The sequence below is a fragment of the Mycobacterium farcinogenes genome, from assembly GCF_019739075.1.
In the GTDB taxonomy this organism is placed as follows: Bacteria; Actinomycetota; Actinomycetes; order Mycobacteriales; family Mycobacteriaceae; genus Mycobacterium; species Mycobacterium senegalense.
In genome coordinates this window covers 1,149,012-1,167,334 of the sequence record NZ_CP081673.1, presented here as the reverse complement: position 1 = coordinate 1,167,334, position 18,323 = coordinate 1,149,012, and the positions used below count along the sequence as shown (strand labels likewise).

At 66.6% G+C, this 18,323-nt stretch carries 17 protein-coding genes; 11 read left to right on the top strand and 6 right to left on the bottom strand.

What is annotated here, in order from left to right; all coding sequences use genetic code 11:
- Positions 1-35 precede the first annotated feature (35 nt).
- The 3 genes from K6L26_RS05455 to K6L26_RS05445 are packed head-to-tail and all read right to left on the bottom strand — an operon-like array spanning position 36 to position 4,032.
- Positions 36-1,964, bottom strand: a complete 1,929-nt coding sequence (locus K6L26_RS05455; protein WP_221852840.1) for an acetoacetate--CoA ligase — start codon at positions 1,962-1,964, stop codon at positions 36-38.
- Positions 1,961-2,707 carry a 3-hydroxybutyrate dehydrogenase gene (locus K6L26_RS05450; RefSeq protein ID WP_221852839.1) on the bottom strand — a complete coding sequence of 249 codons (747 nt, stop codon included), beginning with the start codon at positions 2,705-2,707 and terminating at the stop codon, positions 1,961-1,963. Before K6L26_RS05450 ends, K6L26_RS05455 begins: the two co-directional genes overlap by 4 nt.
- The gene (locus K6L26_RS05445) at positions 2,704-4,032 is read right to left on the bottom strand and encodes an MFS transporter (protein ID WP_019348398.1); all 1,329 of its coding nucleotides are present in this window, start codon (positions 4,030-4,032) and stop codon (positions 2,704-2,706) included. Before K6L26_RS05445 ends, K6L26_RS05450 begins: the two co-directional genes overlap by 4 nt.
- 131 nt (positions 4,033-4,163) lie before the next feature.
- Here K6L26_RS05445 and K6L26_RS05440 point away from each other — a divergent pair, with 131 nt between their 5' ends.
- Positions 4,164-5,075, top strand: a complete 912-nt coding sequence (locus K6L26_RS05440) for a LysR family transcriptional regulator (RefSeq protein WP_221852838.1) — start codon at positions 4,164-4,166, stop codon at positions 5,073-5,075.
- Positions 5,076-5,090: 15 nt separating this feature from the next.
- Positions 5,091-5,861, top strand: coding sequence for an alpha/beta hydrolase (locus K6L26_RS05435; protein ID WP_221852837.1), 771 nt, complete (start codon positions 5,091-5,093; stop codon positions 5,859-5,861).
- Here the strand turns inward: K6L26_RS05435 and K6L26_RS05430 are convergent.
- A complete protein-coding gene (locus K6L26_RS05430; RefSeq protein ID WP_221852836.1) occupies positions 5,858-6,418 on the bottom strand; it encodes a TetR/AcrR family transcriptional regulator in 561 nt (186 codons plus the stop codon). The genes K6L26_RS05435 and K6L26_RS05430 overlap by 4 nt on opposite strands.
- Before the next feature lie 85 nt (positions 6,419-6,503).
- Here K6L26_RS05430 and K6L26_RS05425 point away from each other — a divergent pair, with 85 nt between their 5' ends.
- From K6L26_RS05425 to K6L26_RS05385, 9 genes are all read left to right on the top strand, one after another.
- On the top strand, positions 6,504-7,334 hold the full coding sequence (locus K6L26_RS05425) for a mycofactocin-coupled SDR family oxidoreductase (RefSeq protein WP_221852835.1): 831 nt from the start codon (positions 6,504-6,506) through the stop codon (positions 7,332-7,334).
- On the top strand, positions 7,334-8,134 hold the full coding sequence (locus K6L26_RS05420) for a mycofactocin-coupled SDR family oxidoreductase (RefSeq protein ID WP_221852834.1): 801 nt from the start codon (positions 7,334-7,336) through the stop codon (positions 8,132-8,134). Before K6L26_RS05425 ends, K6L26_RS05420 begins: the two co-directional genes overlap by 1 nt.
- Positions 8,131-8,928, top strand: a complete 798-nt coding sequence (locus K6L26_RS05415; protein ID WP_221852833.1) for a carboxymuconolactone decarboxylase family protein — start codon at positions 8,131-8,133, stop codon at positions 8,926-8,928. The genes K6L26_RS05420 and K6L26_RS05415 overlap by 4 nt, the downstream gene beginning before the upstream one ends.
- Positions 8,910-10,301 carry an aldehyde dehydrogenase family protein gene (locus K6L26_RS05410; protein ID WP_245008696.1) on the top strand — a complete coding sequence of 464 codons (1,392 nt, stop codon included), beginning with the start codon at positions 8,910-8,912 and terminating at the stop codon, positions 10,299-10,301. Before K6L26_RS05415 ends, K6L26_RS05410 begins: the two co-directional genes overlap by 19 nt.
- An 82-nt stretch (positions 10,302-10,383) precedes the next feature.
- Complete coding sequence (locus K6L26_RS05405; protein WP_221852832.1) at positions 10,384-11,163, top strand: DeoR/GlpR family DNA-binding transcription regulator; 780 nt, start codon at positions 10,384-10,386, stop codon at positions 11,161-11,163.
- Positions 11,164-11,249: 86 nt separating this feature from the next.
- Complete coding sequence (locus tag K6L26_RS05400) at positions 11,250-12,740, top strand: amino acid permease (protein WP_019348093.1); 1,491 nt, start codon at positions 11,250-11,252, stop codon at positions 12,738-12,740.
- On the top strand, positions 12,737-14,161 hold the full coding sequence (locus K6L26_RS05395) for an FGGY family carbohydrate kinase (RefSeq protein ID WP_221852831.1): 1,425 nt from the start codon (positions 12,737-12,739) through the stop codon (positions 14,159-14,161). The genes K6L26_RS05400 and K6L26_RS05395 overlap by 4 nt, the downstream gene beginning before the upstream one ends.
- Entirely contained in the window at positions 14,158-15,558 is a 1,401-nt protein-coding gene (locus tag K6L26_RS05390) for an NAD(P)/FAD-dependent oxidoreductase (protein ID WP_221852830.1), read from the top strand. The genes K6L26_RS05395 and K6L26_RS05390 overlap by 4 nt, the downstream gene beginning before the upstream one ends.
- Positions 15,555-16,793, top strand: coding sequence for an NAD(P)/FAD-dependent oxidoreductase (locus tag K6L26_RS05385; RefSeq protein WP_221852829.1), 1,239 nt, complete (start codon positions 15,555-15,557; stop codon positions 16,791-16,793). Before K6L26_RS05390 ends, K6L26_RS05385 begins: the two co-directional genes overlap by 4 nt.
- On the opposite strand, the gene K6L26_RS05380 is transcribed toward K6L26_RS05385, so the two are convergent.
- A complete protein-coding gene (locus tag K6L26_RS05380) occupies positions 16,774-18,057 on the bottom strand; it encodes a cytochrome P450 (protein ID WP_221852828.1) in 1,284 nt (427 codons plus the stop codon). The two genes, K6L26_RS05385 and K6L26_RS05380, sit on opposite strands and share 20 nt — an antisense overlap.
- Positions 18,058-18,060: 3 nt before the next feature.
- Positions 18,061-18,297, bottom strand: coding sequence for a ferredoxin (locus K6L26_RS05375; RefSeq protein WP_019348378.1), 237 nt, complete (start codon positions 18,295-18,297; stop codon positions 18,061-18,063).
- Between the last annotated feature and the right edge of the window lie 26 nt (positions 18,298-18,323).

Genomic DNA, 18,323 nt, shown 5'->3' with positions numbered 1-18,323 from the left:
TGCCACCACCCAGGGACAAGAGATGGCGGATTGGCCTACCGCTTGACGGCCGCGTACCAATCCAGCAGATCTGGGTTGTCTACGGCCGAGCGCTCCACCACCTTGGCGGCCTCCGCTCCCTGGAAGAGCTTCTTGATCGGCACTTCGAGCTTCTTGCCGGTGCGGGTGTGCGGGATACCGGGGGCGACGAGGATATCGTCGGGCACGTGCCGAGGCGACACCTCGGTGCGGATGGTCTGAATGATCTTGTCCCGCACCGCGTCGGTGAGCTCGATGCCCTCGGCCAGCACGACGAACAACGGCATCCAGTAGCCGCCGTCGGGTTGTTCGGCCCCGATCACCAGCGCCTCGGCGATCTCGGGCAACCGCTCCACCGACTGGTAGATGTCGGCGCTGCCCATGCGGATACCGTTGCGGTTCAGTGTGGAGTCCGACCGACCGTGCACGACGATGCTGTCGTGGTCGGTGATGGTGATCCAGTCACCGTGGCGCCACACGCCCGGGAACATCTCGAAATACGCTGCGCGATAACGGGATCCGTCGGCATCGTTCCAGAACGCGATGGGCATCGACGGCAGCGGCTTGGTGATCACCAGTTCGCCGACCTCGCCGCGCACGGGCTTGCCGGACTCATCCCAGGCGTCGACCGCCGCCCCGAGATAGCGGGTGGACAGCTCGCCCGGCCACACCGGCACCGTGGGCGCACCGCCGATGAACGCCGACACCACGTCGGTGCCGCCACTCAGAGAGGAGACCTGAACCCGCTCGCCGACGTTGTCGCGCAACCACAGCGCCGATGCCGGTGGCAACGACGAGCCGGTGATGCCAACGGTTTTCAGCGCGGAAAGGTCGTGTTCTTCCCGGGGGACGGCACCGGCCTTGGCGCACGCCAGCACATAGCCGGGGCTGGTACCCAGGACGGTCGCGTGGACCGTGGCAGCGATGTGCCACAACGCATCGGCCGTCGGATACGTGGGACTGCCCTCGTAGCAGACGATGGTGGCCCCGACCAACAGCCCGGCCACCTGGAAGTTCCACATCATCCAGCTCGGGCTGGTGTACCAGAAGAACGTGTCATCCTGGCCGATGTCGGACTGCAGTGCCACCGCCTTGAGGTGTTCGAGCAGCACACCGCCGTGCCCATGCATGATGCCCTTGGGTAACCCGGTGGTGCCCGACGAGTACAGCACCCACAGCGGGTGATCGAAATCGACTGGTGTCGTGGTCAATTCGGCCTTGCCAGCGCACGCGGATTCCCAGTCCAGCCAGTCCTCCCGGGCACCGCCCAGCCGCGACACGAGTACCGACGCCTTCAACGTGGGTAGGCCGTCGCGCACCGCGGCGATGTCGGAACTCTTGTCATGGGACTTACCGCCGAAGTGGTATCCGTCGGCGGTCACCAACACGGTCGGCTCCAACTGGCCGAGCCGGTCCAGGGCCGCCTTCGCGGTGTAGTCCTGCCCGCAGGCACTCCAGATCGCACCGATGCTGGCGGTGGCCAGGAACGCGATGATGGCCTCGGCGATATTGGGCAGGTAACCGACGACCCGATCGCCCGGGTGCACCCCCAGCGACCGCAGGGTGTGCGCGAAAGCTGCGGTGCGGCGCAGTAATTCAGCCCAGGACAGCTCGGTGACCGCGCCACCTTCGGCGACGGTGAGGATGGCCGGCCGATCATCCCTGGCTTGACGGACCACCTGGTCGACGTAGTTCAGCCGAGCGCCGGGGAACCACTGCACACCCGGCATCTCCTCGCCGACGAGCACCCGCTCCGGCCGCTCACCCAAGTCGAAGTAATCCCAGAGTGCACCCCAGAACGCCGCCGGCTCATCGACGGACCATTGCCACAGGCTCTGATAATCGGGTGCACTGATTCCGGTGCGGGCCTCGACGAACCTCGCGAAGTCGGTAACCCGGGCAGCCTCGACGCCTTCCGGCGTCGGTTCCCATTGCGGCTGACTCATCGTGCGCTCCACCCACCATCCATCGTGTACGACGCGCCGGTCACCATCCGGGCGCTCGGCGACGCCAGCCAACCTACCAACGCGCCGACTTCCTCCGGTTCCACCAGTTGCTTGACCGCACTCTCCTTCAGCAACACCTCGGCCAGTACGTCCTGCTCGGGAATGCCGTGAATGCGGGCCTGGTCGGCGATCTGCTTGGTGACCAACGGAGTGCGGACATAGCCCGGGTTGACGCAGTTGCTGGTCACCCCGTGCGGACCGCCCTCCAAGGCGGTCACCTTCGAAAGGCCCTCCAGGGCGTGCTTGGCGGTGACGTAGCCGGACTTGAACTCCGAGGCGCGCAGGCCGTGCACCGACGAGATGTTGACGACGCGGCCGAATCCCTGGGCATACATGTGCGGCAGGGCCGCGCGGATCAACAAAAACGGCACCTCGACCATCAACGCCAGCAGCATGCGGAATTGCTCGGGCGGGAACTCCTGGATCGGGTGGATGCTCTGCACTCCGGCGTTGTTCACCAGGATGTCGCAGTCCAGCTGCAGCGTCTCCAGTGCCGACACGTCGAGAAGGTCTACCGCCCAGGGCTTTCCACCGATCTCGCGGGCCGCGGCATCGGCGCCGGAGGCATCGACGTCGGCAACCGTGACGACGGCCCCACGGGAGGCCAACTCACGGGCGCAGGCCGCGCCGATCCCGCTCGCCGCCCCGGTGACCAGGGCGGTACGGCCGGCCAGATCACTCATGCCGCGGCCCGTTGCAGGTCGGCAGCGTCGATCTCGGCCAGGTCCGCACCCTTGGTCTCGCGGGTGAACGCCAACGCGATCAGCGTCACCAGCGCGGCCAGGGCCAGATACACCGCGATCGGCACCGACGAGGCGTAGGTCTTCAACAACCACACCGCGATGATCGGGGCCAGCGATCCGGCGGCGATCGAGGTGACCTGATAGCCAAGAGAGACACCGGAATAACGCATCCGGGTCGGGAACATCTCGGACATCAGGGCGGGCTGCGGCGCATACATCAGGGCATGGATCACCAGTCCCAGCGAGATGGCCCCGATTACCGGAAGATATTGGCCGCTGTCCATCATCGGGTAGGCGAAGAAACCCCAGCAGGCCGCACCGACGGCACCGAGGAAGTACACCGGGCGGCGCCCGTACCGGTCGGACAGCGCCCCGACCGCCGGGATGGCCACCAGGTGCACCGTGTGCGCGATGAGCAGCCACCACAGGATGTCGCTGGTGTCGGAGTGCACGTGCTCCTTGAGGTAGGTGATCGAGAAGGTGACCACCAGGTAGTACATGATGTTCTCGCCGAAGCGAAGGCCCATCGCGGTGAACACGCCGCGCGGGTAGCGCTTGAGTACCTCGATCGCGCTGAAAGAGCTGGCCTTGATCTGTTCTGCTTCTTGTTGGGCCGCAACGAAAATCGGCGCGTCGGTCACCTTGGTCCGGATGTAGTAGCCGATCAGCACCACCACGGCCGACAGCCAGAACGCCACGCGCCAACCCCACGACAGGAATGCCGCGTCGCTGAGAGATCCGTTGAGCACCAGCAGCACCACGGTGGCCAGCATGTTGCCCACCGGCACGCCGGCCTGCGGCCAACTCGCCCAGAAGCCACGCGAATGGTTCGGGCTGTGTTCGGCGACCAGCAGGACCGCTCCGCCCCACTCACCGCCGACGGCGAAACCCTGCAGGAAACGCAGGATTATCAGCAGGATTGGAGCCAGATAGCCGATCTGGCCGAAAGTCGGCAGGCAGCCCATCAGGAACGTGGCCAGGCCGACGAGGATCAGGCTGAACTGCAGCAGCTTCTTGCGGCCGAACTTGTCGCCGTAGTGCCCGAACACAATGCCGCCGAGCGGGCGGGCCAGGAAACCGATGGCGTAGGTGCCGAAGGCCGCCATGATGGCGTCCAATTCGTTGCCGCCCGCCGGGAAGAACAGCTTGTTGAAAACCAGTGTGGCCGCGGTGCCGTAGAGGAAGAACTCGTACCACTCGACCACCGTGCCCGCCATCGAGGCGGCGACGACACGGCGCAGACCGGTCGCGTTGGGCGCGTTCATCTGCGGCTCCTTATGACTTGGACCATCCCCTCAGGGGACTGTGACGTCCCTGACAGCATTGGTGAGTATTCATGCACGTCGATCGGTCCGCAATGGGTAAAACCGCACCAACAGTCTGCAAAAATGCAGAAATGGACGGTGTGCGACGGCCCGGGCGTCCCAGTGCGGACGATCTCCTCGTGCTCCTGGCCGTCGGCCGGTCCGGGCGCTACACCGCCGCGGCCGACGAACTCGGCATCAACCACACCACGATCTCGCGACGCGTCGCCGCGCTCGAGCAGGCCCTCGGGGGCCGGGTGCTGACCCGGGCCGGCGGAGGATGGGAACTCACCGAACTCGGCCGTGACGCTTTGGCCGCCGCCGAAGCCGTCGAGTCCGCGGTGTCATCTCTCGGCGGCACCGGCGCCCGGCAACTCGAAGGCGTGGTCCGGATCTCGGCGACCGACGGCTTCAGCGCCTATATCGCCGCACCCGCGGCGGCCCAGGTGCAGCGTCGTCACCCACGCCTGGCAGTCGAGATCGTCACCGCCACCCGACGGGCGTCCCAGCAGCGTTCGAGTCTCGACCTCGAGATCGTCGTGGGCGCGCCGCAGGTGCGACGCGCCGAAGCGATTCGCCTCGGCGACTACTGCCTGGGCCTCTACGGCGCCCGCGACTACCTGACCGAACACGGCACTCCGTCCGGCATTGCCGACCTGGCCCGCTTTCCGCTGGTCTACTTCATCGACTCGATGCTGCAGGTCGACGATCTCGACATGGCCACCAGTTTCGCGCCGGCCATGCGCGAATCGGTGACGTCCACGAACGTGTTCGTTCACGTCGAGGCCACCCGGGCGGCGGCCGGGCTGGGCCTGCTGCCGTGTTTCATGGCCGACCGGCACGAGGACCTCGTGCGGGTGCTGCCCGCGGAACTGATGGTTCGACTGAGTTACTGGCTGGTGGCGCGGGCCGAGACGTTGCGCCGCCCCGTAGTGGCCGCTGTCGTCGAGGCGATTCACGACCGGATGGCCGACCAGCAGGACGTGCTGCTGGGCATTCGCTGATGCAGAGTAAGGGGCATGCCATTCATCGAGCACGATCGCGGGCGGGCCTACTACCGGCACTGGGCGACACCACAGCCGCGCGCGACCGTCATCTTCCTGCACGGATTCGGTGAGCACACCGGCGTCTACCACCGCTACGGATTCGCGCTCAATGCCGCCGGCATCGACCTGTGGGCTGTCGACCAGTTCGGGCACGGCCTGACTGCCGGTACCCGGGGAGACTTCGGAACGATAGAGGACAGTTCGTCGCTGGCCGAGGCACTGACCGCGCTCGCCGAGCAGACGACCCCGGGTATTCCGCTGGTGGCACAAGGACATTCGTTCGGCTCGGTGGTGACCCTGTTCCGGTTGCTGAGCGATCCCGACCGGTACCGGGCGGGCGTCATCTCGGGCGCGCCGCTGGTGCCCATCCCCGAGATGCTCGACGCGGACACGTCTTTGGATTTGGACCCGACGTGGCTGTCGTCGGATCCGTTCTACCTGGACAGTCTGGAGAACGACCCGCTGGCCTTCGTCGACGCCGACGGCGCCGCCCTGACCCGTGAGCTTGACCGAGCCTGGGACCGGTTCGGCGCCGAGCTGCCCAAACTCACGGTACCCACCCTGGCGCTGCATGGTTCGGCCGATGTGATCGCCCCGGCCGGTGCGGTGAAAGCCTATGCCGAACAGATAGAACCGTTGCAGTTCAAGGAGTTTCCCGGCGGCAAGCACGACATCCTCAACGAGACCGTGCACCGAGAGGTCGCCGCCGACATCGTGGGGTTCATCGACGCACAGGTCGGCTAACGCCGCGCGTCGTAACCCGCAGTGAGCCAGTAGACGGTCCGGTCGAGGCTGGGCAGGATCTCGGTGATCTCGATCTCGCCCGCGGTGAACCGGCCGACCAAACCGAACACCAGGCTGGTGATGATGGTGTCGATGTCGTGCACGAAGTCTTCGTCGATGCCGGCCAGGATGGACAGGCCGGCAGGCACCACCGCGTCGAGCCCGCGCCGCACCAGGCGGTCGCCGCCGGGCGCCGCCCTGGCCCGGGAGTATGCCCTGAGCATGTCGGGGTGTTTCTCCCATGGCTCGAAGATGGTGCGAAACATCCGCATCATCGCCTCATAGAGGGACTCCCCCGGCTCACGTGTCTGCCCGGCAAGCCCGGAGTACCGATTCTCGGCCATCCACGAATCGAGCGCGGTGAGAATCAACTCGTCGCGGGTGGAGTACCGCTTGTAGATCGTCGCCAGCGACGTCTTGGCCCGCCGCGCCACCTCACGCAACTGCACCGCTTCGTAGCCCTCGGTTTCGAGGAGCTCGACGACGATGTCGAGGATCCGATCACGCTCTTCTGTCACTGTTGGAAACACCCTTGCCGCCGGAGAGTAACCACGTTACCGTACCGCTGTAACACGGTTACAGCCATTCGGCGAAGCGAGGATCATGGGAAATCTGGACGGAAAAGTCGCCTTCATCACCGGGGTAGCCCGAGGCCAGGGACGCAGTCACGCAGTGACGCTTGCAGAGCAAGGCGCGGCGATCATCGGCGTGGACATCTGCGCGGATATCGCATCCAACCCGTACCCGATGGCCGGCCGCGACGAGCTCGACGAGACAGTCGCCCTGGTCGAAGCGGCCGGCGGCAAGATGCTCGGATCGGTAGCCGACGTGCGCGACTTCCATGCCGTCAAGAGCGCACTCGATGCCGGTGTCGAGCAGTTCGGCCGACTGGACATCGTGCTCGCCAATGCCGGCGTCGCCCCCACCGCGTTCCGCGAAGTGACCATCGAAGAAGACCTCGAGATGTGGAACGATGCGGTCGGCGTGAACCTGGTCGGCTCCTTCCACACCGCCAAGGCCGCCATTCCCCACCTCATAGCAGGCGGACGTGGCGGGTCGATCGTCTTCACCAGTTCCACCGCTGGGCTGCGCGGCTTCGGCGGCATGCAGGGCGGCGGACTGGGCTATGCGGCGTCCAAGCACGGCATCGTCGGGCTGATGCGCACCCTGGCCAATGCCCTTGCCCCGCACAGCATCCGGGTCAACACGGTGCACCCCACCGCGGTGAACACCATGATGGCCGTCAACCCGGCCATGACGGCATTCCTGGAGCACTACCCCGACGGCGGTCCGCACCTGCAGAACCCGATGCCAGTGTCACTGCTGGAACCGCAAGACATCAGCGCGACGATCAGCTACCTGGTCTCCGACGCTGCCAAATACGTCACCGGGGTCACCCTCCCCGTCGACGCCGGCTTCACGAACAAGCTCTGATGGGGCGCGTCAGCGGCAAGCGCGTGCTGATCACCGGCGCAGCACGCGGCATGGGCCGAAGCCACGCGGTACGTCTGGCCGAAGAAGGCGCCGATGTCATCCTCGTCGACATCTGCGCTTCGTTGCCCGAAGTGGAGTATCCACTCGCCAGCCGCGACGACTTGGACGAAACCGCCCGCCTGGTCGAGAAGCACGGCCGTCAAGCCCTGACCTATGTGGTCGACGTGCGCGACGGTGCTGCATTGAGCGCCGCCGTCGCCGACGGAGTCGAGCAGCTGGGCGGCCTGGATGCCTCCGTCGCGAACGCCGGAGTCCTGACCGCGGGCACCTGGGACACCACCACCGCCGAGCAGTGGCGCACCGTCGTGGACGTGAACTTGATCGGCATTTGGAACACCTGTGCGGCCGCACTGCCGCACCTGGTGGAGCGCGGCGGAAGTCTGATCAACGTCAGTTCGGTGGCGGGAATCAAAGGCTCACCGCTGCACACGCCTTACACCGCGTCCAAACACGGAGTGGTGGGCCTCAGCCGTGCCCTGGCCAATGAGCTTGCCGCCGTCAATGTTCGGGTCAACACCGTGCATCCCACCGGCGTGGCCACCGGTCTACGCCCCGAAACGCTGCACACCCTGATCCACGACACCCGTCAAGACCTGGGGCCGATCTTCCAGAACGCACTGCCGATCCAGATGACCGAGGCCCGCGACATCAGCAATGCGGTGCTGTTCCTGATCTCCGACGAAGCCCGGCATGTCACCGGGCTGGAGTTCAAGGTCGACGCCGGGGCGACGATCCGATGACCGCCTCCGACACCCGGACCGAACGCGGTAGGCGCGAGTTCGCCGAGGTGATGACGTTCGCCGCTCCCTCCGACAGCAGTCCGGCCACGGCGAACCTCATCGACTTCGTGTTCGCCGAGGTCTGGCCGCGCACCGCATTGAGTCGTCGCGATCGCCGATTCGTCACCCTGCCCTGCGTAGCGGCGGCCGACGCCGAAGGACCGCTGCGCGATCACGTCTACGCGGCACTCAACAGCGGCGACCTGTCCATCGTCGAAATGCGGGAAACCGTCCTGCATTTCGCGGTGTACGCCGGATGGCCGAAGGCCTCGCGGTTCAACATGATGGTCGACGAACAGTGGGACCGCATTCACCGCGAACGGGGATCGACCCCGCCCGCACCCGAGCCGCTGCTGCCGCTGCCGACGCCGAGCGACCCGGAGAAGAGGCTGGTCTGCGGCGAGCAGTCGTTCCGGGACATCAACTGCATCCCGTTCGCTCCGACCCGGGACAACCCGTACTCGGGCGCGGGCATCCTCAACTTCGTGTTCGGGGAGATGTGGCTGCGGCCCGGGCTGGGCATGAAGGAACGACGACTGGTGACAGTGGCCTGCGTGGCGTTCCAGGATGCGCCGCTGCCGATCCTCAGCCACGTCTATGCCGCGCTGAAGAGCCGCGACGTCTCGTTCGAGGAAATGGACGAGCTGGCACTGCATTTCGCGGCCTACTACGGCTGGCCCAAAGCCGCGAACCTCAACCAGGTGATCGGAGAGCAGAAGCAGCAGGTATTGCAGGAATGGGAAGCCGAGGCGTGATCTTCGAGCACATCTACCCGGCCACCGGGCAGCCGAACGGGACGGTGACACTGGCCGGTCCGGCCGAGATCGACGAAGCAGTCCAGGCTGCGGCGAAAGCACAGCGAGAATGGGTCTCGCTGACCGTCGACCGGCGTCGCGACCTGCTGATCGACCTGGCCGACGTGGTGCACGAGCACCTCGACGAACTCGCGAAGCTCAACGTGGCCGACTACGGGGTGCCGATCTCGTTCGCGGGGACCGCAATGCTTCTCGAACGGTTCCTGCGACATTTCGCGGGCTACGCCGACAAACCGCACGGAGTGACGACCCCCGTCAACGGATCGTTCGACATCAACTTCGTCGAACGCGAACCCTACGGGGTCGTCGGCGTCCTCACGCCGTGGAACGGCGCCCTGGTGGTCACAGGATCGTGCGTCGCCCCGGCACTTGCGGCCGGTAACGCCGTCGTCCTCAAACCCTCCGAGCTGGCGCCGTTTGCGGCACTGCGCTTCGGCGAGTTGTGCCTCGAAGCCGGACTCCCCGAAGGACTGGTCAGCGTCGTCCCCGCCGACGCCGAGGGCGGCGACGCGTTGGTGCGTCATCCCGGGATCGGCAAGATCGCCTTCACCGGCGGCGGCGCCACCGCGCGCAAGGTATTACAGGCTGCCGCAACCAATCTCACACCGGTGGTCACCGAGTTGGGCGGAAAATCCGCCAACCTCATCTTCGCCGACGCCGACCTGGATCTGGCCGCGTCCTTGTCGGCGCATCAGGGCCCACTCATGCAATCCGGACAGAGCTGCGCCTGCGCGAGCCGAATCTTGGTCCACAACAAGGTCTACGACGAATTCATGGCGAGGTTCCTGACCGTGGTCGGTTCGGCCACTATCGGTGATCCGACGGACCCCGCGACCACGTTCGGTCCGGTGATCAGTCAGGCCGCGGCCGACCGGATCCTGGCCGCCGTCGATACCGCGGTTTCCAGTGGTGCGGGGGAATTGTTGTTGGGCGGCAAGCGGATCGATTGCCAGGGCTACTACGTCCAGCCGACGGTATTCGGCGATGTGGACAATTCCTCGGAACTCGCGCAACTGGAGACCTTCGGGCCGGTGGTGTCGGTGATGCGGTTCGATGACGAGGAGGAGGCGGTGCGGATCGCCAACGACACCCCGTACGGACTGAACGCATTTGTCCAGACCACCGACCTCAACCGGGCACACCGGGTGGCCCGGCGACTGGAATCCGGTTCGGTGTGGATCAACCAGTTCAGTGACATCGCTCCGCAGGGCCCATACGGCGGCTACAAGCAGAGCGGCGCGGGGCGGACCGGCGGGATCGAGGGTCTCGACGAATTCCGCCAGGTGAAGAACATCCGCATCGCCGTGCGCTGATTTACGGTCCGGTTGACGTGAGCCAGGCAACACTCCACAATAACCGTCATGTTCGGTCAAAAATCCACATCGACGGTCAGCCGTGCTGCCGGTTGAGCGCCACGAGGCGATCGTCGATGCGGTAGACACCGCCCAGACGATCAGCACGGACGAACTCGTCCGCCGCCTCGGGGTGTCGGCCGAGACAGTCCGCCGCGACCTCGCCTTTCTCGAGGAGCGCGGTGCGCTGCGCCGCGTCCACGGCGGCGCGGCCGCCATCGCCGACCACCGTCCCATCGAGCCGTCCTACTCAGAGCGGACGATGATCCGCCACCAGGCCAAAGCCCAGCTGGCCCGGGTCGCGGCGGGCCTGCTCGAGAACGGGCAGACCGTCATCATCGACATCGGTACGACGGCGGTGGCCGTTGCCCACGCCATCCCCCGGGGGTTCACCGGAACCGTGATCACCCCGTCGCTGCCGGTCGCGGTGGAGCTGGCCGACCGCCCCGGAATCCAGCTGCTGGTGGCCGGCGGCCGCGTCCGGGCCGGCGACCTGGCCTGCTCGAACGCTCACACCAAAGCGTTCTTCAACGACATCTATGCCGACATCGCACTGCTCGGCTCCGGCGGTGTGGACGCGGCGGCAGGACTCACCGATTTCCATCTCGACGAGATCGACGTGCGTCGCACGATCATCGCGAACAGTGCGCGCAGCTACATCCTGGCCGACTCGTCCAAGCTCGGACAGGTCGCGCCCTATCGCGTCTGCGACCTCAGCGCGGTGGACGGACTGATCACCGACCAGAGCACCGACCCTGCCATCGAAACGGCCTTGAAAGAGACAGGAGGTGTGGTCATGCCGGCGCGGCCGGCAGGCGCCTGAAACGGGTGCGGGCGACGTTGCAGCGTCGCCCGCAGACCGAGCCATTCCCTCGCGAAACAGTCCATTTCCCTCAGAAAGCCCGATCTATGACAAATTCTGGCACATCGCCCTACGGCTACACCGAGACCTTGGAGCGCGGCACCGGCAAATTCGCCTCGTTCGCCGTTGCCTTCGCGTTCGTCTCGATCGCCACCGGCATCTTCACCACCTACGGCAGCGTGCTCAACAGCTCCGGTCCGCTGGGCATCTGGACCTGGCCGTTCGTCATCGTCGGTCAGGTGGCGGTAGCCCTGCTGCTCGGCTCGCTGGCCGCCCGTATTCCGGTGACCGGCTACGCCTACCAATGGGTGTCGCGGCTGGCCAACCCGATTCTCGGCTGGATCACCGGCTGGATCTCGTTCACCTTCCTGGCGATCGTCGTGGTCGCAGTCGATTACACCGTGGCGGCCACCGTCGTGCCCGCGCTGTTCGACTTCACCGGAACCCCCCTGACCTCATTCGAGATCACCGCCGGCGTACTGCTGCTGCAGGCACTCCTGGTCGGGCTGTCGACCAAATGGACCGAGCGAGTCAACAACTTCGCCGTCACCGCGGAGCTGATCGGCATGGTCGCGCTGGTGGTCCTGCTTTTCATCGTCGGCGTGATCGCGCACAAACTCTCGGTCGGCAACCTGTTCTCCCGCGGCGACATTCCTGCCGAGGGATACTGGAGCTTCGGAACCGCCACCTCGGTGGGCCCCTGGATGCTCGGCTTCCTGCTCGGCGCCTTCACCATCGTCGGCTTCGAGTCGGCCGCCAACCTGGCCGAGGAAACCAAGAAGCCCGAAGTCGTTGTGCCGCGCGCCATGTGGCAGGCCGTGCTGGCCTCAGGTGTGCTGGGCTTCCTTTTCCTGCTGGTGGTCACCGCCGCCGTGAACGATCCGACCACACTGGCCCAGTCGGGCACCCCGATCGCCGACGTGATCCGTGACATCCTCGGCTCGTTCGTCGGCACCGCGCTGCTCATCCTGGTGGCGATCGCGATCTTCGCCTGCGGCCTGGTGATCCTGATGAGCGGTGTGCGCCTGGTCTGGGCTATGTCCCGCGATCAGCGCTTCCCGGGATGGCAGCTGCTGCACAAGGTTTCACCGCGGTTCCGTACCCCGGCCAACGCCACGGTTTTCATGGCCGCCACCTCGGCGGTGATCCTCGGGATCTTCTCGACCAGCACCGACGCGTTGTTCAAACTGTTCTCCGCGGCCACCCTACTGCCCGCATCCATCTACGCCATCACCATCGCGCTCTACATCGCGACCCGCAAGAAGCTGCCCGCGAGCGCGGGATTCAGCCTGGGACGCTGGGAGGTTCCGGTCCTGGTGGTGGCCGTGGTCTGGCTGGTGTTCGAGCTCTCGTTGTTCCGCGACGCGTCCTTCAAGGACCCGTGGCTGTACGTCCTGGCCATGGTCGCGATCGGCGCGGTCTATCTCGGCTATCTGCTCGTCACCCGCGGTAAGGAAGGGCTCAAGATGCCCGAGATGGCATCGATCGATGCTGAATTGGATGAAGTCGCCAGCGCTGCCGAGGAACCCGTGAAATGACCGTCCTGGCCATCGACCAAGGCACCTCGGGGACCAAGGCGATCGTCGTCGACCCCGAACACGGTGTGGTCGGGTTGGCCGAGGTTCCGGTACACCCGCGCTACCTCGACGGCGGCGGCGTCGAGCAGGACCCGGCTGAACTGCTGGAGTCCGTGCTCGGCGCCGCGCGCGCCGCACTCGAGCAGGCCGACCGCTCGGTATCGGCGGTGTCGCTGGCGAATCAGGGCGAGACCGTGCTGGCCTGGGATCCCGGCACCGGCCGGCCGCTCAGCCAGGCCATCGTGTGGCAGGACCGGCGCGCCGAGTCGCTGTGCGCCGGCCTGTCCGAACACGCCGACGTAGTCGCCGCCCGAACCGGATTGGTGCTCGACCCGTACTTCTCGGCACCGAAGATGGCCTGGCTGCGCCGCAATGTCGAGACCACCGGCGTCGTGACGACCTCGGACACCTGGCTGCTGCACCAGCTCACCGGTGAGTTCGTCACCGATGCAACGACGGCCAGCCGCTCGGCCGCCGTGGACCTCGGCGCCCAGGACTGGAGCCCCGAATTGCTGGCGCTGTTCGGCCTGGACGGCGAACGTCTGCCACAGATCGCGTCCAATGACGAGATCATCGGCACCACATCGGCTTTCGGATCCGACATCCCCGTCGGCGGCATCGTCGTCGACCAGCAGGCCGCGCTGCTGGCCGAAGCCTGTCTCGAGCCCGGCATGGCCAAGTGCACGTTCGGCACGGGCGCCTTCCTGCTGTCGAACACCGGCACCACACCCGTGCGTTCGACCACCGGCCTGACCTCGTCGGTGGCCTGGCGGGTCGGAGGTGTCGACTCCTTCTGCATCGACGGCCAGGTCTACACCGCGGCCTCGGCCGTCAAATGGCTGACCACCCTCGGCGTGATCAACGGAGCGGCAGAGATGGACAGCATCGCCGCCTCCGACAACGCCGGAGTGCTGTGCGTGCCCGCTCTGGCCGGACTGGCCGCTCCGTGGTGGAAATCCCAGGCCACCGCAGCCATCTCGGGGATGACGCTGTCCACGGGGCGGGGTCACATCGTGCTGGCGGTGCTGCAGGGCATCGCCGCCCAGGTGGCCGAACTGGTTTCGGCCATCGGCGCCGACGCGCAGCCATTGACCCGGCTGCGCGCCGACGGCGGGCTCACCCAGTCCGCGGTGCTGATGCAGGCCTGCGCGGACATCTTGCAGGTGCCCGTCGACGTATACCCGTCCGCCCACGCCACCGCGCTGGGCGCAGCCGCGTTGGCCAGACTCAGCCTCTCGCCCGACAAATCGGTGTCCGACGTCGTCGCGGACTGGACCGCCTCGGCGAGTTACGAACCCCGGTGGAGCCCGGGACGCGCCGCCGAATTCCGTGCGGCCTGGCGCGAACTGGCCGAAACCACGTACAAACAGGAGATTTCATGAACACCCCGACCTCCGACGTGTTCGACGTCGTGGTCATCGGAGCCGGCATCGTCGGCTCCGCCATCGCGCGCGAGCTGGCCGGGTACCAACTCTCCGTTGCCCTGCTCGAAGCCCGCGACGACGTCGGCGACGGCACCAGCAAGGCCAACACCGCGATCCTGCACACCGGGTTCGACGCCAAACCGGGAACGCTGGAATCGGCCATGGTCAGCCGTGGCTACGAGTTGCTGTCCGAATATGCGAAGCACACCGGCATCCCGGTCGAGCACACCGGGGCGATCCTGGTGGCCTGGGACGACGAACAACTCGCCGCGCTGCCTGGTTTGAAGGACAAGGCCGAGGCCAACGGGTATCACCGGTGCGAGATCGTCGACGCTGCAGCGGTATACACCGCGGTGCCCGATCTCGGGCCGGGCGCACTCGGCGGACTCACCGTGCCCGACGAATCCATCATCTGCACCTGGACGGTGAACCTGGCGCTGGCCACCGATGCCGTCAATCGGGGCGCCACCCTGCTGACGAATCATCGGGTGGAGCGCGTCGAGACCGGAGCCGAGGACACCACCCTGCACACCTCCGCCGGAGCTGTGCGTACCCGGTGGGTGGTCAACGCGGCCGGCCTGGGCGCCGATGTCATCGACAACCTCTTCGGCTTCTCGCGATTCACCGTGACCCCACGCCGCGGCGAACTCATCGTCTACGACAAGCTGGCCCGGCCGCTGGTCGACAAGATCGTGCTGCCCGTGCCGACCTCCCGGGGTAAGGGCGTTCTGGTCAGCCCGACCATCTACGGCAACGTCATGCTGGGCCCCACCTCGGAGGATCTGACCGACCGCACCGCGACCGGTACCTCTGAGACCGGATTCGAGTTCCTGCTGGAGAAGGGCCGCGGATTGATGCCGCGACTCCTCGACGAAGAGGTCACCGCGACCTACGCCGGGCTGCGCGCCGCCATCGACCACAGCGACTACTTGATCGAGGCCGACCCGACGCAGCACTACCTCCTGGTCGGCGGCATCCGGTCCACCGGCCTGACCGCAGGCATGGCGATCGCCGAATACGCCCGCACTCAACTGGTCTCGGCCGGCCTGGAGCTGGTACCCGCCGCCGAACTGCCCGATCCGCCGCAGATGCCCAACCTCGGCGAAGCATTTCCCCGTCCCTATCAGCAGGCCGAGAAGATCGCCGCCGATCCCGCCTACGGCCGGATCGTGTGCTTCTGCGAACGCGTCACCGAAGGCGAACTGCGCGACGCCTGCCATTCCGTCATCCCACCCGCAGCCCTGGAAGGCCTGCGACGACGCACCCGCGTGATGAACGGCCGCTGCCAGGCCTTCTTCTGCGGTGCCGAGGTGCAATCGGTGTTCGAGCGGGAATCTCAGGAGATCAACAAGTGAGCACCTACGACGTCGCGATCATCGGCGGCGGGCCCGCAGGCCTCACCGCCGCGGCCGAGCTGGCACACGACTCGAACCTGAATGTCGTTGTGCTGGAACGCGAATCCGAGGCAGGCGGGATTCCGCGACACAGTGACCACCCTGGCTACGGCATCCGCGACATGTTGACCTTCATCAGCGGGCCGGCGTACGCCCGCCGCCTGGTTCGCGAGGCGACGGCGGCCGGGGCGGAGATCCGCACGGCCACCATGGTCACCGGCTGGGCCGGTGAAAAGTCTCTGGAGCTCACCTCGCCGGCCGGGCGCGAACAACTCGACGCCCGCGCGGTTGTCCTTGCCACCGGTGCTCGCGAGCGGGCCCGGCCGGCGCGCCTGATTCCCGGTGACCGGCCCGGCGGCGTCTACACCACCGGGCAGTTGCAAAACACCGTGCACCTGCAGCGTCGCAGCGTAGGCAAGCGCGCCGTCGTGGTCGGCGCTGAGCTGGTCAGCTACTCGGCCGTGCTCACACTCAAGCATGCCGGCTGCGAAACCACCCTGATGACAAGCGAATACCCGTCGCCCGAGTCATATGCGGTGTTCAACCTCGCGGGCCGCACCCCGCTGATGAACGTCGAGGTCGCCACCACCACCCGGGTGACCCGCATCATCGGCAGAGGTGTCGTGGTCGGCGTCGAAATCGAGAACACCCGCACCGGCCAGCGCCGCATCGTGGCCTGCGACACCGTGGTGTTCACCGGTGACTGGATTCCCGACCACGAGCTGGCCCGCACGGCGGGGCTCGACATGGACGCGAAAAGTCTCGGGCCTGTCGTCGACACCGCGCTGCGAACCAGCCGGGAAGGTGTGTTCGCGATCGGCAACCTGCTGCACCCGGTGGACACCGCCGACATCGCCGCGCTCGACGGCCGCCACGTGGCTGCCCAGGTGCGTCGCTACCTGAGCGGCCCGGCCACGCCCAGCGAGGGAGTCCGGATCGAGGCCGCGGCTCCCCTGCGCTGGGTGGCACCGGGCCTGCTGCGGCCCGGCGACCCTGCCCCAGCGCGGCACCGCCTGCTGCTGTGGACCGACACCCTGGTGCGCATACCGAAAGTGGTTGCGCGCCAGGATGGCACGGTCATCGGCCGGAAGACCCTGCCCTGGCCGGCCTCACCGGGCCGAGTGTTCCGGGTGCCGTCGAGCATTCTCGACAAGGCCGATCATCGCGGCGGGGCGATCACCCTCTCTCTGGGGTGAACGTTATGTTCAGTTCGGTGAGACCGCGCAGCAGGAACGTCGGCTCGTAGGAGTACCGGCGCTGCCCCGCTGCGCCGTGCACCGACTCGTCAATGGCGATGTCGCGCATGCGATCCAGTAGGCGAGCCACGGTGATCTGCCCCTCGACCCGGGCCAGCGGTGCCCCGGCACAGGTGTGGATGCCGCGCCCGAAGGCGATGTGCTCACGGACATTCGGCCGGTCGATGCGGAACTGGTCGGGCTCATCGAACTTGCGTGGATCGCGGTTGGCCGCGCCGAGACACAGCATCAGCACGGTGCCGGCCTTGATCGGCACACCGGCCAGCGTGGTGGACTTGCGACACAGCCGGAAGTCGATCTTGGTGGGGCTCTGGATCCGCAGTGCCTCCTCGATGAAAGCCGGGATCTGGTCCGGGTTTTCCCGCAGCTGCTGCTGGAACTCGGGCCGGTCACCGAGGGTCTGCACCGCGGCGCTGAGCAGTTTGGTGACGGTCTCCTGCCCGGCGGCGAACAGGAATGTCGCCGGGCGCACCACCTCGAGCAGCTCGGGGACAGAGCCGTCGGGATACGTCGCGGCGGCCATCCCGCCCAGGACATCGGCGCGAGGGTTCTCACGTCGCTCGGCGATGTATCCGCTGAACTTGTCGTCCAGGTACTGCAGCGGGTTGAGCCCGACCGCCTCGCCGTCGAGCGCACCGACGCGGCTACCCGGCTGCTTGCCCGCGCCGAGGGCCAACCGGAACTCGGCGCGATCTTCCTCGGGCACACCCAGCAGATCGGTGATGGCCAGGGTGGCGAACGGCTTGGCGTATTCCGACAGGAACTCGCATTTGCCGTTCGCGATGAACTCGTCGAGCTGGCGGTCGGCCAGCTGCCACATGTAGTCCTCGTTCTCCTTGAGCCGGCGCGGGGTCAGCAGCCGGCTGAGCAACGAGCGGGCCCGCTCGTGTTGCGGTGGGTCCATCACGACCATGTGCTCGAAGATGGGGAACTCGTGGCGGTGCGCCTCGATCTGCTCGGTGATGTCGTCGCCCTCGGGCTCGAAAGGCAGCGGGGGGAACGGGCCACCGATGGCGTTCACCGCCGAGAACGAGGCGTGGTCCTTGAAGGCCGCCATGACTTCCTGATAGCCGGTCAAGGCGACCACGCCGTGATGCGGCTCGGTGAACACCGGTCCGTTGCTGCGCAGGTATTCGTAGTACTCGTAAGGGTCCTGGGCGACGGCCGGATCGGCGAAGTAGTCGACTGAAGCGAGATCGGTCATGGCTCACTGGCCTTTCGTGCTGGTGTTGAGCAGGCTGATCGCCTGGCGCGGGCAGGCGTCGACGGCAGATTTGACGTTGTCCCAGGTACCTTGATCCCACTGCCCATCCACCGGGGCAGCGCCGGCCACCTCGTCGTCGGACAGGTCGAACACCTCAGGGGCAAGTTGGATGCACAGTGCATGGCCTTCGCACAGGTCGGCGTCCACCAGGACCCTGGCCGCACTCATGTCTTCGGGCATCTGTTTCCTCAGTTCTGAATTTGATC